This is a genomic window from Terribacillus halophilus (genome assembly GCF_900101385.1).
In the GTDB taxonomy this organism is placed as follows: domain Bacteria; phylum Bacillota; class Bacilli; order Bacillales; family Amphibacillaceae; genus Terribacillus; species Terribacillus halophilus.
In genome coordinates this window covers 90,375-104,784 of record NZ_FMZB01000008.1, presented here as the reverse complement: position 1 = coordinate 104,784, position 14,410 = coordinate 90,375, and the positions used below count along the sequence as shown (strand labels likewise).

14 protein-coding genes and 1 riboswitch are annotated in these 14,410 nt (G+C 46.8%); of the genes, 3 read left to right on the top strand and 11 right to left on the bottom strand.

Annotated elements, in window-relative coordinates; genetic code table 11:
* The first annotated feature begins 7 nt into the window (after nucleotides 1-7).
* From BLQ53_RS14135 to BLQ53_RS14125, 3 genes are all read left to right on the top strand, one after another.
* Nucleotides 8-424 carry a universal stress protein gene (locus tag BLQ53_RS14135; protein ID WP_093727948.1) on the top strand — a complete coding sequence of 139 codons (417 nt, stop codon included), beginning with the start codon at nucleotides 8-10 and terminating at the stop codon, nucleotides 422-424.
* Between the two features lie 62 nt (nucleotides 425-486).
* On the top strand, nucleotides 487-939 hold the full coding sequence (locus BLQ53_RS14130; protein ID WP_093727947.1) for a GNAT family N-acetyltransferase: 453 nt from the start codon (nucleotides 487-489) through the stop codon (nucleotides 937-939).
* A gap of 163 nt (nucleotides 940-1,102) precedes the next feature.
* Nucleotides 1,103-2,899 carry a zinc ribbon domain-containing protein gene (locus BLQ53_RS14125; RefSeq protein WP_093727946.1) on the top strand — a complete coding sequence of 599 codons (1,797 nt, stop codon included), beginning with the start codon at nucleotides 1,103-1,105 and terminating at the stop codon, nucleotides 2,897-2,899.
* Between the two features lie 44 nt (nucleotides 2,900-2,943).
* Here the strand turns inward: BLQ53_RS14125 and BLQ53_RS14120 are convergent, their stop codons facing one another.
* The 11 genes from BLQ53_RS14120 to BLQ53_RS14070 all read right to left on the bottom strand — a co-directional run bounded on the left by BLQ53_RS14120 (nucleotide 2,944) and on the right by BLQ53_RS14070 (nucleotide 14,000).
* Nucleotides 2,944-3,798 carry a zinc ribbon domain-containing protein gene (locus tag BLQ53_RS14120; protein WP_093727945.1) on the bottom strand — a complete coding sequence of 285 codons (855 nt, stop codon included), beginning with the start codon at nucleotides 3,796-3,798 and terminating at the stop codon, nucleotides 2,944-2,946.
* Between the two features lie 109 nt (nucleotides 3,799-3,907).
* Nucleotides 3,908-4,045 carry a YezD family protein gene (locus BLQ53_RS14115; protein ID WP_093727944.1) on the bottom strand — a complete coding sequence of 46 codons (138 nt, stop codon included), beginning with the start codon at nucleotides 4,043-4,045 and terminating at the stop codon, nucleotides 3,908-3,910.
* 17 nt (nucleotides 4,046-4,062) lie between these two features.
* Nucleotides 4,063-5,391: an LLM class flavin-dependent oxidoreductase gene (locus tag BLQ53_RS14110; RefSeq protein ID WP_093727943.1), complete on the bottom strand. Its 1,329-nt coding sequence runs from the start codon at nucleotides 5,389-5,391 to the stop codon at nucleotides 4,063-4,065.
* Between the two features lie 13 nt (nucleotides 5,392-5,404).
* The gene (locus BLQ53_RS14105) at nucleotides 5,405-5,788 is read right to left on the bottom strand and encodes a NifB/NifX family molybdenum-iron cluster-binding protein (RefSeq protein WP_093727942.1); all 384 of its coding nucleotides are present in this window, start codon (nucleotides 5,786-5,788) and stop codon (nucleotides 5,405-5,407) included.
* A 14-nt stretch (nucleotides 5,789-5,802) separates the two neighbouring features.
* Nucleotides 5,803-7,098 carry an O-acetylhomoserine aminocarboxypropyltransferase/cysteine synthase family protein gene (locus tag BLQ53_RS14100; RefSeq protein WP_093727941.1) on the bottom strand — a complete coding sequence of 432 codons (1,296 nt, stop codon included), beginning with the start codon at nucleotides 7,096-7,098 and terminating at the stop codon, nucleotides 5,803-5,805.
* The gene (locus BLQ53_RS14095) at nucleotides 7,095-7,355 is read right to left on the bottom strand and encodes a hypothetical protein (protein WP_093728004.1); all 261 of its coding nucleotides are present in this window, start codon (nucleotides 7,353-7,355) and stop codon (nucleotides 7,095-7,097) included. The genes BLQ53_RS14100 and BLQ53_RS14095 overlap by 4 nt, the downstream gene beginning before the upstream one ends.
* Nucleotides 7,356-7,399: 44 nt before the next feature.
* Nucleotides 7,400-9,013 (bottom strand): ABC transporter substrate-binding protein, encoded by a 1,614-nt coding sequence (locus BLQ53_RS14090; protein WP_093727940.1) that lies wholly within the window; start codon nucleotides 9,011-9,013, stop codon nucleotides 7,400-7,402.
* A gap of 8 nt (nucleotides 9,014-9,021) precedes the next feature.
* A complete protein-coding gene (locus BLQ53_RS14085; RefSeq protein WP_093727939.1) occupies nucleotides 9,022-10,368 on the bottom strand; it encodes an LLM class flavin-dependent oxidoreductase in 1,347 nt (448 codons plus the stop codon).
* The gene (locus tag BLQ53_RS14080; protein ID WP_093727938.1) at nucleotides 10,365-12,179 is read right to left on the bottom strand and encodes an ABC transporter ATP-binding protein; all 1,815 of its coding nucleotides are present in this window, start codon (nucleotides 12,177-12,179) and stop codon (nucleotides 10,365-10,367) included. Before BLQ53_RS14080 ends, BLQ53_RS14085 begins: the two co-directional genes overlap by 4 nt.
* Before the next feature lie 24 nt (nucleotides 12,180-12,203).
* Entirely contained in the window at nucleotides 12,204-13,055 is an 852-nt protein-coding gene (locus BLQ53_RS14075) for an ABC transporter permease (RefSeq protein WP_093727937.1), read from the bottom strand.
* A 15-nt stretch (nucleotides 13,056-13,070) separates the two neighbouring features.
* On the bottom strand, nucleotides 13,071-14,000 hold the full coding sequence (locus tag BLQ53_RS14070; RefSeq protein WP_093727936.1) for an ABC transporter permease: 930 nt from the start codon (nucleotides 13,998-14,000) through the stop codon (nucleotides 13,071-13,073).
* A gap of 122 nt (nucleotides 14,001-14,122) precedes the next feature.
* Nucleotides 14,123-14,226: riboswitch (SAM riboswitch) on the bottom strand.
* Nucleotides 14,227-14,410: the final 184 nt, after the last annotated feature.

Below are 14,410 nucleotides of genomic sequence, written 5' to 3'. Positions count from 1 at the left end.
TGCATCCATGTATAAGAAGATCGTAGTGGCAATCGACGGATCTGACCATTCTTTTCTCGCTGCAGAGCACGCAATCCAGCTGGCAAAGCTGCAGCCCGAAACACATATTGAAGGAATTCAAGTCCTGGATTATGAGAAGACAAAAGCAGATGTCCTGCACAGCAGCGACTCCATTCAGCTGCAAAGCAACGACGAAAAGCTCCAGCGCTTCCGCGATGCATTCGAAGCTGCATCCATTCCTTACAAATTAATCATGAAGCAAGGTGAACCTGCTCCGATGATCCTTGAGCACGCCCGTGACACGAAAGCCGATCTCATCATCATCGGCAGCCGCGGGTTGAATCCTCTCCAGGAAGTCGTACTCGGCAGCGTCAGCAGCCGTGTCGCAAAACGCGCCAAATGTTCCGTGATGATCGTCAAATGAACAACAACGGCTGCCGTCATACATCGGCAGCCTTTTACATAACCGAAAATTGGAGTGATCCGATGAAGATACGAAAACTTCACCCATCAGAAACGCCCCCTATGGACCTTCTCCTGGAAGCTGATCCCTCTAAAATCAGGATAAAGTCCTACCTTGTCAAAAGCAGCTGCTTTGTTGCAGAAAGAGAGAATCATATTCTTGGTATCTATGTCCTGGCGGGAATCAGTGAAAACACCGCTGAAGTAATCAATATTTCAGTAAGGGAAGCCGATCAAGGAAAGGGTATCGGGAAAAAACTCATTCACCATGCCATCGAACAGGCCCGAGAACAAGGCTTTGCCTCCTTGGAAGTGGGAACGGGCAACTCCAGTATCAATCAAATTGCTTTCTACCAGAAATGCGGTTTACGTATGACAGCAATTGACCAGGATTATTTCCTCCGGCATTATGAGAAGCCGATTTATGAAAATGGCATCCAGTGCCGAGACATGATTCGTTTTTCCTGTAATCTATAAGTACAGCCAATCTTACCTTTCGCATTTTTTATAATAAACTTCCAATTTTCCAAATTAATTCCCTCATCCGTCTAGATATTTAGTAGGATAATATTATAATAAGTTATGCTGTCTTTATTTATCCTTATATTATTATTCCGACGAGACAGAGAGAGGAGAATTTATGAAGTATTGTAAAGAATGCGGTAAAGAGTTGAAGCCCAGTGCTCAATTCTGTAATGACTGCGGCACAAGCGTCAACGGCAGCCCTGTCCCACAGCGTCAGCAGCAGACCGCACCACAGAAAAAGATGAGCAAGAAAAACAAGATCATCCTAGCGAGTGCCATCGCTGCCGTTGTCATCCTATTGGCCGGATATAAAACAGGGGAAGCTTTTACCTCCAAAGAAAGATTACTTGAAAAATTCGAAACAGCTGTGGACAAAAAGGACGCAAAAGCACTAGCAAAAGTCATTTCCACAGATGATAACAAACTCAAGGTAAACGATAAAACGGTCAAAGGTCTAATTACATACTATGATGAGAATCCGGAAGAATTCGACATGCTGGTTGATGATCTCCATAACCAGTCTGGTACGGATAGAAGTACCGAAGGACCAATCAATCTGAAGATGGATGGGAAAAAGCTTCTGTTTTACGACAACTACCAAATAGATGTCACTCCTTATTACATCACTTTATCCACTGATTACAAAGACACTGTACTGAAAGTGGACGGGGAAGAAGTGGGTACCGCTGATTCGGATGGGTTTGAGAAGACGTTCGGCCCTTACGTTCCTGGAACACACAAGTTATCGGCCGCACTGGCAACGGACTTCACGGAATTAGCCAAGGATGCATCCATCGATCTGATGGGGACATCGACTGACACATCAGCTTATCTGCAATTGGATGGAGAAGAAGTAGAACTTTCTCTTGGTTTGGAAGAAATGCCAGATGTAAAAGGGAAGCTATACGTAAATGGGAAAGAAACAGAAATCGACCCTTATAAGGATCGCTCATTCGGTCCAGTCCTGGTAGACGGATCCATGACGATGGCAGTAGAAACAGAATATCCATGGGGAACCGCAAAAACAGAGGATGTTTCAATCGATTCCTCTTATATGAGCATGCCGGCGCCGAGTGAAGACATGAAACAGCAGCTGATCGATCGCGTGGTTGCTGTAAATGATCAATATGCAGAGGCCCAAGCACTGGCTGACAAAGGTAAATTGAAGGACGCAACAGCCAATTACCAGGATGACGCTAAAGACATAATCGACACTTACACCACATGGGACGAGTCTTACCAAGGTTCCCTTCAATCCACATTATTTGATATGGATTCATTCCTGTTAGATTATAAAGATGGAAAGTGGTACGCCCAAGTAGACGCAAGTGTCACCTATAAGGAAGACTGGTATGGAAAAGAAGAACAACCCGAACTGACTGAGAATACTTCGGACAACAGCTATACGCTTATCTATGACGAAAAAGCAAAGAAATGGCTCGTTAATGAGGTTGGCTCCGTATGGTCCTTGGGAGATAATACGAAAGAAGTAGTGAATGAAGAAGCGACTTTATACAAACCAGATGGATCTGCCAAAACAGAGGCGGCAACAACAAGTAAAGCTGATGTACCCGAGACTGCTTCTGCATTGATGGATAACTATTTGAATGGTTTAATCGATGCAATCAACAATGATAGCTTTGACTCGGTAGCACCCTACATGGAAGAAGACTCTGAACTGTATGAAGCACAAGTTGCATTAGTTGATAATTTGACATCCAAGGGCATCACAGAAAATCTCGATGCTTATGACATTACCGGATACAGTGAAGATGGAGACTCCGCTACCATCACAACAATAGAGTCGATCACCATCTCCTATAGCGATGGAACTTCCGAGTCACAGCAATATGACTGGACCTATACAGCGAAGAAATCCGGTGATGATTGGAAACTTACTAAGCTGGAATAAATAGAAAGGGAGACAGGCGAGCCCATCTCCCTTCTTTTCTATTATCAGAAGAATAGTCCCTGACCCATAATTTCCTCTAATTTTTCGACAAGACCAGCAATATACATGCGTTGTGCAATATAAAGCACAATCATCGTACATACGACAACAAACAAAGAACTATAAGCGATATCCAAGCCATTTTTATTTTCCCGATACAAACTCACCAATACCAATACTGGTACGATAAAGAATGTCCCTATAAACCCAATTGCAGAGAACCATGTGAAAATATCGATATTCAACAAGGATAAAAGGAAGCCAATTGCTACCAAACCGAGAAACGGTACCAGGTAACTTCCGTATCTTACAAGAATGGATTTAAAGTCAGCGTCCATCTTGGACAGTTTACTTGCTGCAAACACTAAGGCTGCAATGATGAAGACAAAAATAGCAAAAAATAGGAATGGTTTGATGCCAAATTCAACAAAAGAAACTTGGATATTCATTTCTTCAGAACGTATAATCTCTCCGATATAGCTCAGCGTTCCTAATTCTTTTATCAAGTTTTTGATTCCGAAATAAACCGTTAAACCCAAGAAGACTGCAAAAAGCACCATTGTGATGATACTATTTGTAAGATTGCTTGCACCATAACGTTTGCCCGAGCTAAATGGATGTTTGATCACATCCGAAAAATAATGGAAGAATGATAACGAAACCTGTTTTGTAGCTTCTAGATATTCATTAGCTTTGGCGTTATCTGCAGATGCGGCAGCTGTATTTTGGGTACTTTGTATGGATTGTCCCTGCAAAGCTGCACCGCATTTTTCGCAAAACTTACTCCCCTCTGCATTCTCGTGTCCACATGACGGACAAGTTACCATAAAATCTACTCCCTTAACCAAATAATTGCACATTTCTCTATGTACTTCCTCAGTATACAGAAAATAGGACAAAAGAGGCAGTGCTTCTTACAAATCCATAAAAAAAGGCATACGCCACGTATGCCCTTTTACTCGTATACCTTCAAACGAAACGTTTCTTTTCCGTAATATCCACCTGCTTGATTTCATTATCATGCACAGTGATCAAGACCGTGCCATATTGCAGATCGTCCACTTTCTTGATGATTTCTTCCCATTTCTCTCCATTTTCCTTACTCACAATCTATCATCCTTTCATCACGGATTATTTAGGATTGGACGCTTATATACTGGTTCCAGCAGCCCAAGATGCGCTCGTAATGTGCTGCCGGAATAATCCTCGCGGTAAATCCCTCTCTGCTGCAGGACTGGCACCACTTGATCCACGAATTCATCCAAACTGCTCGGAAATGTTGGCAGCATCAGATTGAATCCGTCTGCCCCTCCTTCCATTAGCCAGTTTTCCAGATCATCTGCAATCTGTTCAGCCGTTCCAAATAGAAGCCGATGTCCTCTGGAACCTGCCACATACTGATAGAGTTCCCGTATCGTCAGCTGCTTCTCTTCTGCCAGCTTAATCAATAACGCCCGGCGGCTTTTATTGCCATTCGTTTCTGGTATATTTTCAGGAAGCGGTCCGTCCACATCATAAGGACTGATAGCAAAGCCCCCCAGATATTCGGATAATAGATTCTGGCCAACTTCCGGTGTGATCAACTGCTGTAATTGTTCATACTTCTGCACAGCTTCTTCATATGTCTTACCGACATAGACAGAAACACCCGGCATGATTTTCACATGTTCTGGGTTGCGGCCATATGCCTGAACTTTGTCTTTCACGCTCCGATAGAAGGCTCTGGCATCAGCCAGATTATCCTGAGCGGTGAAAATGATGTCAGCGGATCTGGCAGCAAGATTCACTCCTGCATTGGATGAACCAGCTTGGATGATAACAGGCTTCCCCTGAGGCGACCTTTCAATATTCAGCGGACCTTCCACAGAAAAAAATGCACCATCGTGGTTGAGCTGATGAAGCTTATCTTTTTCGAAATAAACTCCGCTTTCCTTATCCCGCACCAATGCATCCGGTTCCCAGCTCCCCCATAGTCCATCCACTACCTCAAGGAACTCCTGTGCCCGTATGTACCGATCCTGATGGGCAAGGTGTTCTTTCTTGCTGAAGTTTTTCGCTTCAGATTCATAATAGGAAGTGACCACATTCCAGCCAGCTCTCCCGCCGCTCAGATGATCAAGGGAAAGGAACTTCCTTGCCACATGAAAGGGCTCATTATAAGTAGTCGTGACCGTCGAAGCGAGTCCGATTTTATTTGTGACAGCAGCAAGGGCACTCAACAGGGAAATCGGCTCGAATCTGCTCAGCTCGGCTGGATGGGACAGCTCGTGAAATGATAAGCCATCACTAAGGAACAGCATATCCAGCTTGCCTTCCTCTGCCTTTTTGGCGATTTCAGCGAAATAACGGAAAGATGTCACTTGTTCCGGTTCCACATCCGGATGGCGCCATGATGCAATATGATGGCCGCTTCCCATCAGGAAGAGCCCTAGGTGCAACTGCTTTTTTTCCATGCTTGTTCCTCCTTTATTTTGGTTCCGATGTCGAAGGAGCGCTAGGTGCTACGTGTTCAGAAGCAATCTCTCTTTCCCCAACAGCAGCTCCCTGTTCCAGGAGGACAAGAAATGCATCGAAAGGCTGCGGCGACTCCAAATTGTAGAATACAATTTCCTCCTGCTGCGCTTTTTCATAGGAAAGCTCACAAAAAGTCTGCGGCGGTGCTGCGAAGGCTTCCGCACCATGCTGTCTGGCCAGTGCCAGCGCCGCCCCTCTCCTGCCTTCCTTTAACTTTGGAGCAGGATTTTCCAGATCGGAAATCTGCTTAGTTTGTGTTTCATAAATTCTCAAGGTAGCTCCTTCTACAATCGGGACGATAAAATTATCCTCGTTGATGACTGCTGCTAGTTTCATCTGCACTGCCTCCCTTATTTTGCTTTCAACGCTTGCTCAAGATCTGCGAGAATGTCATCAATATCTTCCAAACCAATCGATAATCTGATCTGGTCTGGAAAGACACCAGCCTGCAGCTGCTGCTCTGCTGTCATCCGGGCATGTGTCGTGCTCGCTGGATGGATAGCCAAAGTCTTCGAATCTCCTACATTAGCTAAGTGGGAGATGAGGGACAGAGAATCAATGAATTCCTCCGCTGCTGTGCGACCGCCTTTGATACCGAATGTAAAAATGGAGCTTGCGCCTTTTGGCAAATATGTCTGTGCCAGCTCATACTGCGGATCTTCCGGCGCATCCGGGTAGTTCACCCATTCAACAGCCGGGTGCTTGCGCAGGAACGCCGCCGTTTCTTGTGCATTATGGACATGCTGCTTCATGCGGAATGACAAGGTCTCCAAACCTTGGATGAAAAGCCAGCTATTAAACGGAGATAAACTTGTACCAAGATCATGCCCCAGCTCAAAACGGGCTTTGGCAATGAACGCCCGATTACCGGCCAGTTTTGTAAATGATGTATTTCCGATACTCGGCTTATCCCGGTTGAAATCAGGAAACCTGCCGTCATTCCAGTCGAATGTACCAGCATCCACGATGGCTCCGCCAATGGATGTCCCGTGGCCGCCGATGAATTTTGTCGTAGAAAAGACGACGATATCCGCTCCAAAATCAATCGGCCTCTGCAAATACGGTGTAGCGAATGTATTGTCCACAACCAAGGGCAGATGATGTCTTTTCGCAATAGCAGACAACTTGTGCAGGTCGGCAATTTCAAGATTCGGGTTCCCGATCGATTCGGTGAAAATGGCCTTTGTCCGTTCATTGACTGCCTGTTCCACTTCGCCCAAATCATGTCCATCAACGAACCTCACCGTAACGCCGAAACCTTTGAACGTTTCTGCGAACAAATTATAAGTCCCGCCATAAAGGGCATTCGTCGTGATGATCTCATCCCCAGTTTTCGCCAATGTCAGCAATGCAACGGAGACTGCGGCCTGCCCGGAAGAGACAGCAAAGCCGCCGATACCGCCTTCCAATTCGGCTAAACGCTCCTCCAGCACCGCATTGGTAGGGTTGCCGTTCCGGGAATAGATGTAACCTGGCTCCTGCATCCGGAATAGCGCAGCTGCTTTCTCTGTCGACTCGAATACATAGGAACTCGTCTGAAATAGCGGTACTGCTCTTGCACCATTGACTGGGTCCGGCTGCTGACCAGCGTGGAGAGCAGCTGTATCGAAACCCAACTTTTTACTCGCGGTCTTTTTTTCTGTCATATCCCCACCCCTTCGCATGTTGTGATGAACTGTTCCAGATTCCTCGTAAGTCCGCCTTTGCCAAATTTATCTCCTTCTCTCTGACCAACGTGCTTCAGGAATTGGATCATCACTTTTCTTCTTTCGTTCAAATCAAGGATGCCGTACTCATACAGCCAGGCATCGATCGTGTTATAAATGCCGCGATTGATACCATACTTGCCTCTGCACCAATTGATGAACTGAAGGTCGGGCCATTGCAGCTGTACTTGCTCCATACTCACCACTGTGTGACTCTTCTCCTTTTCACATTGCTCTCCCATCACTCTGAAACGATCCATGTATCATAAAAATAAGGCGATCCTTTTATATCAAAGCCGATATCAAATACTTGCTTATTGGCTGCAACGGTATACGGCAGCACATAGACTGGAATCGAATAGACTTCTTCGAAAAGATGCTCCAGCAATTTCCGATAAAGGACTGCCCGCTTCGCGGAATCTTGTTCGTCCCTGGCTGCATCGAGCATTTCCGTTACTTTTGGATCCTGATATTCGTCATGATAACCTTCCTTGGCAACCAGATAAGCCCGCAGGACACCATCAGGATCCGGGCCATACTGGCTTCCGATCCACATGTCATAATCCCCGGCCATTCTTCTGTCTGTATATTCGCCGCGGGAAATGGTATGGATATTCAGCTCGACGCCGATACTCTTCCAGGAGTTCTGCACCATTGTCATGACATCCATCCGCTTTTCACGATTGGCATAGAAATCGATCATTTCCAAGGAAAGTCGCTTGCCGTCCTTCACACGGATGCCATCTCCCCCCTTTTTCCACCCGAGTTCATCAAGCATGTCTTCTGCTTCGTCCGCATCAAATTCCCATTTCTCCTCCAAATCTGCATCTGCTCCGATCAAGGAAGGAGATAATGCCGTGTATGCACGATCATACGTCCCAAGATAGACCGTCCGAACGATTGCATCCCAATCTACACCAAGCCGAAGTGCCTCTCGCAGATTTTTATCCTGTAGAATTCCCTTTGTCGCATTGAACTGAATCGCCGCATTATAGTTCAGCAGCTCGACTTCCGATATGTTCAAGTCGTTATCGTTTTTCAAAACCTTGACATGCTGCGGCGGAATCGTATCGATGGCATCGACGTCACCACTATGCAGACTGCTGACCCGCGTGGAATCCTCCGTGATGATTTTAATGACCAATTCATCCAGATAGGCTTTGCCCGTGTGTCCCGCATTCGCCGGTCCCCAGTTATAATCCTCATTCCGCTCCAGCACATATTCGGTTCCAAGCGTGTAATCCTTTACCTTGAACGGCCCCGAACCTACCGGATTGACTGCGAATGAATCTCCCCTTTCTTTTACTGCCACAGGTGACACCATGGCCAGATTCTCGGTTGCCAGATTGCTCAGGAATGGAGAGAAAGCTTCCTGAAAATGAATCCGGACTGTATGATCATCAATGATTTCCGTCGATTCATAAGGTCCAAGGAAACTGAGCGACAACCCTGGAGAATCCAATTTTTTTATCCGCTCGAAATTAAACTTCACTGCTTCAGCGTCAAATGGCGTACCATCCGTGAAAGTCACATCATCACGCAAATGAAAGGTGTAGGATTTTTGGTCTTCGGATATCTCCCACTTTGTTGCCAGCCAAGGATCAAAGCTGCCGTCTTCATTTTGGGCCACGAGACTGTCAAACATGCTCCTTTGAATCCTGGAGTTGCCCGGACTGGCTGAACGATGCGGATCGAGCAGATCCCCAACGATCGGAACACTGATCCCAAATGTCAGCGTGCCGCCATACCTGTCATTCTCGGAAACATCCGCCGCATTGATTGTCTGCTCTGCATCGCGACAAGCTGTCAGGCAGAACATGCCAAGCAGGAGGATCACGAGGTACAATCTCTTCATCAGCTGATTTACCTCCCTATTTCCGCTTTAACAATCCTCTTTCCGGTATTTCGATTCAGAGGAACTGGCAGCCCCAGATTATCACGCAATGTCGCATCCGAAGTATAATCCTTGCGGAAGACTCCTCTTTCCTGAAGGATCGGCACCACATAGGCCGTAAAATCATGCAAGCTTGAAGGAGATGCTTCCGGGCCGATGATGAAGCCATCTGCTGCTTCTTCCTCGAACCATTGCTGGACAAGGTCTGCCACTTTCTCCGGCGTACCGATGAACGGCGTCCGCGGGATGGCGCTTTCCAAAGCTACTTCACGCAGCGTCATCTTCCGCTCTTTGGCCATTTGCACGACTTTCTCTGTCGTACTCCGGATCGATTCTTTGCCAATTTGCCCCAAATCCGGAAATGGGGCATCCAAATCATGCTTGGAAAAGTCATAATAATTGAATGGTCTCCCTAAGGAAGTAAGTGCATTTTCCAATGTAATCAAACGAAGACGCTGCTGGTATTTCTCTTCTGCCTCTTCCTCTGTCGGGGCAATGATCGGATTGATGCCCGGCATGACGGAGATATGGTTCGGATCCCTGCCATAAGCAGCCGCGCGCTGCTTGATATCCCCGAAAAAAGCTTTAGCATTGTCGATACCGCCGACCCCGCAGAAGATTCCTTCCGCATGTCGTGCAGCATAATCCCTGCCCGCTTCCGACATCCCGGCCTGGAAGATGACCGGCTGTCCTTGCTTCGAACGGGAAATATTAAGCGGTCCTTTCACAGAGAAAAATGCACCCTTGTGATTCAACGTGTGCAGCTTGCCACGTTCATAAAATGTTCCAGTCTGTTTATTACGGACGAACGCATCATCTTCCCACGAGTCCCACAATCCTTTCGTCACTTCCAAGAATTCATCTGCGATTTGATACCTAAGGTCATGCGGATAATGTTCTGCTTGGCTATAGTTATCCGCCGTCCCTTCCAAGAAGGACGTTACGACATTCCATCCAGCGCGTCCTTTGCTGATATGGTCAAGCGACGCCAGCTGTCTGGCAACGGTATAGGGCTGTGTATAGCTGACAGTAATCGTTGCGACCAACCCAAGATGCTTCGTCGCCATCGCCAGTGCAGAGAGAATCGTGAGTGGTTCGAATCGATTCAAATAATGAGGCGTGGATTCCGGAGTGATGTAAACACTGTCGGCAACGAAGCCGAAATCGAATTTTGCATCCTCCGCCTGCCTCGCCTGTTCCAGATAAAATTCCAGGTTCGTTCCGGCGTCGGCTACTGCATCCGGATGTTTCCAGTTGTCCCAGCCCGTTCCGACACCATGCAGCATAGCTCCTAATTTCAAACGTCTTTCTGTCATCTCAGCAATTCCACCCTTTCTTTTTCCTCCAATGGATAATGACAAGCAACGGTTCGTTCCTCCGACAGAACATCCATAACCGGCGCTTTTGACCGGCATTTCTCTGTTGCCAGCGGACATCTGGTATGAAAATGGCAGCCAGAAGGCGGACTAACAGGGGATGGTATTTCTCCATGCAGCACATGACGCTTACGCCTGCGATCCAAGTCAATTGTAGGATTTGCCTCAAACAAAGCTTTCGTATAAGGATGCGCTGGCTTCGTGAACAGCTCTTCAGCTGGCGCAATCTCCACGATCCTACCCAGATACATGACCCCAATCCGATGTGAAATATCACGTACCACATCGAGTCCATGTGCGATGAAGACATAAGAAAGCCCCATGTCCTGCTGCAACTTTTTCAGCAGATCGATTACTTTGGATTGAACAGCCAAATCCAATGCCGATACCGCCTCATCCAATAGCAGGAACTCCGGATGCAGGATGATGGCACGCGCGATATTGATCCGCTGCCGCTGTCCGCCGGAAATCTCGTGTGGATATCGTGTACGAAAAGCCGGATCCAAATCGACAAGCCGCAAGACTTCCTCCACTCGCTCCCTGATACCATCCTTCGAAAGCTTTGTATGGACTCGGAGCGGTTCCCCGATGATGTCTTCTACCTTCCAGCGTGGATTCAAGGCAGAAAAGGTATCTTGAAAGACAACTTGGGTATTCTTCCGAAGTTCCTTCTGTGTTCGCTTTGTTCCTCCGGTGACATCCTTGCCTCGATACAGAATACGCCCACTGTCACTTTTTTGAAGAGAAACAAGCAGCTTACCAAGTGTCGATTTTCCACTGCCAGACTCCCCGACAAGCCCAAGTGTCTCTCCTTTCCGGATGGATAAGCTCACTTGATCGACAGCCTGGACATATCTCTTCTGTTGGAACGGCTTGCTCTTCAGCGGATAAAATTTGCTCAGTCCCTCAGCTTCCAGAATGATTTCGTCATCCTGACAGTCGTACACAGATGCCGAACCCATAAGCAAACCACGCTTGGATTGCACCAAGGTTTTCGTATACCAATGACCCGGAAAAGCAAAAATCTCACGAACCGTTCCTTGCTCCACAATGGTCCCCTCATGCATCACAGCTACCTTATCGGCAATCTCGGCAGCTACGGCTAAGTCATGGGTGATGAATAAAATCGACATACTCTCTTGTTCTCGAAGTTCAAGAAGCAGATTCAAAATCTGGGCTTGAATAGTCACATCCAATGCTGTCGTCGGTTCATCCACAATCAACAGCTCCGGCTGACAAGCCAGCGCAAGTGCGATGGCTACTCGCTGCAGCATGCCTCCTGACAGTTCGAATGGATACTGCTTCATCCTCGAGGCAGGCTCCGGGATATGCACCTTTTCCAATAATCGGATCGCTTCTTCCCATGCTTCCATACGACTGACCGATTTATGCTGGCGGATTACCTCAACGAATTGGTTGCCAATCGTGAAAACAGGATTCAATGCAGTCATCGGATCTTGCGTCACCATAGCAATCTTTCTTCCTCGTATACCGTTCATTTCCTTTTGCGCCAACGATGCAATATCTTGTTCATGAAAAATGATCTCTCCTCCGGTAATCCGTCCTCCTTCATAATCAATCAATCGCAAGACAGCCAATGACGTTACTGTTTTCCCACTTCCTGATTCGCCAACAAGACAGACTATTTCCCCGCTCCCGATTCCCAGATTCACATCACGAACCGCTGGAAGGATTTCTTTCCCTCGCTCTACGCTAACAGATAAGTTCTTGATCTCCAGTAATACAGACATCGATACAACTCCTCCCTCTTACTTTTAAGACGCGGCTGACCGCGGATCGAGATAGTTTCGATAGGCATCGCCAAGAATGTTGACGGAGATGACGAATAAGGAAATGAACAATCCCGGGAAGAAACCGATCCACCACGCCACGGTAAGATAGTCCCTGCCCAGTGATAGCAAATAGCCCCAATCCGGTATCTCATGGACAGTGCCTAATCCCAAGAAACTCAAACCCGTTGCCATCAAGATGCTATTCCCAACTCCGATTGTAGCCATGACAAGCATTGGCGGAAGGCTGTTCGGGAGAATGTGGAAAAGAATCCTTCCCGCATGCCCCGATCCAATCGATTTGGAAGCGTGAACATATCCGGCATCCTTTATGTGCAGGACTTGCCCCCGCATCACCCTGGCATATCCGGGTAATGAAGCGATGGACACAGCAAGAATCAGGTTCAGCGTACTTGGGCCCAAGATTGCTGAAACTAGAATGGCCATCATGATTCCCGGAATCGTCATGATAATGTCCATGATCCTCATGAATGCGCTATCCCATGCATGATTGCAATAGCCTGACACCAGTCCGATCAACCCGCCCATCCCCCCGCCAATCAAAACGGAAAGGACACCGATGACCAGGGATTGCTGACTGCCATGTACAATCAAACTGAAAATATCCCTGCCGAACTGATCGGTTCCCAGCAAATGATCAAGAGATGGAGCCAATAATGCATCACTTGGATTCATCCTTTCCGGCGAATGTCTGGCAATCTGGTCAGGGAAGATGGAACAAATCACAATGAACAAGATAAAGGCCGCTGACAGCAGCAGCAGACTAACTGACCACAAGCTATTACGGCGGTTTTTCTTTTTCAAACCAGCAATCATACGCTGATCCTCCTCTCATTTTTCATTCAGCCTGATTCTTGGATCAATGAATCTGTAAGAAATATCGACCAGCATATTGATACAGACATAAAACACAGCAGTGAATAAAATCGAACCTTGAATGATTGGTATATCTTTTTGGTCGATTGCATCTACTATAAGTCTTCCTAATCCTTGTCTGGAGAAGACGGTTTCCGTTACAACCGAACCTGCGAGCATCTCCCCGAAAATCATTCCAAGCATCGTAACAGCTGGGATCAGGGCATGACGCAGGATGTGTTTCAGCAAAATCGCGCGCTGCCCGATGCCTTTCCCGCGCAAAGAGCGGATGAATGGCTCATTTGATGCCTCCAGGATACTGTTCCGAATAAGCCTTGTAATTACTCCGGCACCCGTGATTCCAAGACCGATCGACGGCAGAATCAATTGTTCGAAAGATCCATTTCCAATGGATGGAAGCAAGTGCAGCTGTACGGAAAAAATCCAAATAAGAAGAATGCCAATCCAGAAATTAGGCGTCGAAACCCCGATCAAACTCAGCACCCTGATGATTCCATCCAGCAATTTGTTTTGATATACCGCGGATAAGATCCCTAAAATCAGACCAAGTATAACAGCAACAAACATACTCGATAAGGTCAAGGCCAAAGTCGGACCTAGATTATCAAGCAGCCGGTCCAGCACTGGTTCGCTATTTGCATAAGAAGTTCCCAGATCCCCTTGGAACAGTCCAGCTATGTAATCCATGTATTGCACAAGAAGCGGTCTATCCAGACCGAGTTCCTCCCGCAGCTGATGTATCGTCTCTGTCTCTGTCGGTACATCATCTCCGGCTAATAACGTTGCGACATCCCCGGGAAGGACATTCACGATGAAAAATACGAGTGTGATGGACCCCCATATGACACCGATGGCCATCCCTAAACGAGACAATATATACAGCATTGCTGTATCCTCCTCCGCTATTCATTAATTACACTTATCCAATCAATATAGTAGGAATTAAAAGTATAAAAATGCACTTACATTAAAATGACTCTCCACAAAGATAAGCGGAGAGTCATTCCTGCTTATCTTTCGGGATCACCCGATGGATTTGGCACAGTATTCCCGGCGGAACCCGCTGCCGAAGCTTCACAGGGCCATTTCCCTCCACTTCTCTTGATAAGGAATATTCGATTATATAAAAAAACGCTTTTACTCCTACAGATCGGGAATAAAAGCTTCTGGTGGTCCAGTCAGCATTTATACAACTTATGGTAATTAGAATAAACGCAATCCTTGTACTCGTCAACATATTTTCACAATATTAATAATATTCGGCAGCACCCTAATCCAAGGAAGAGGATACACAG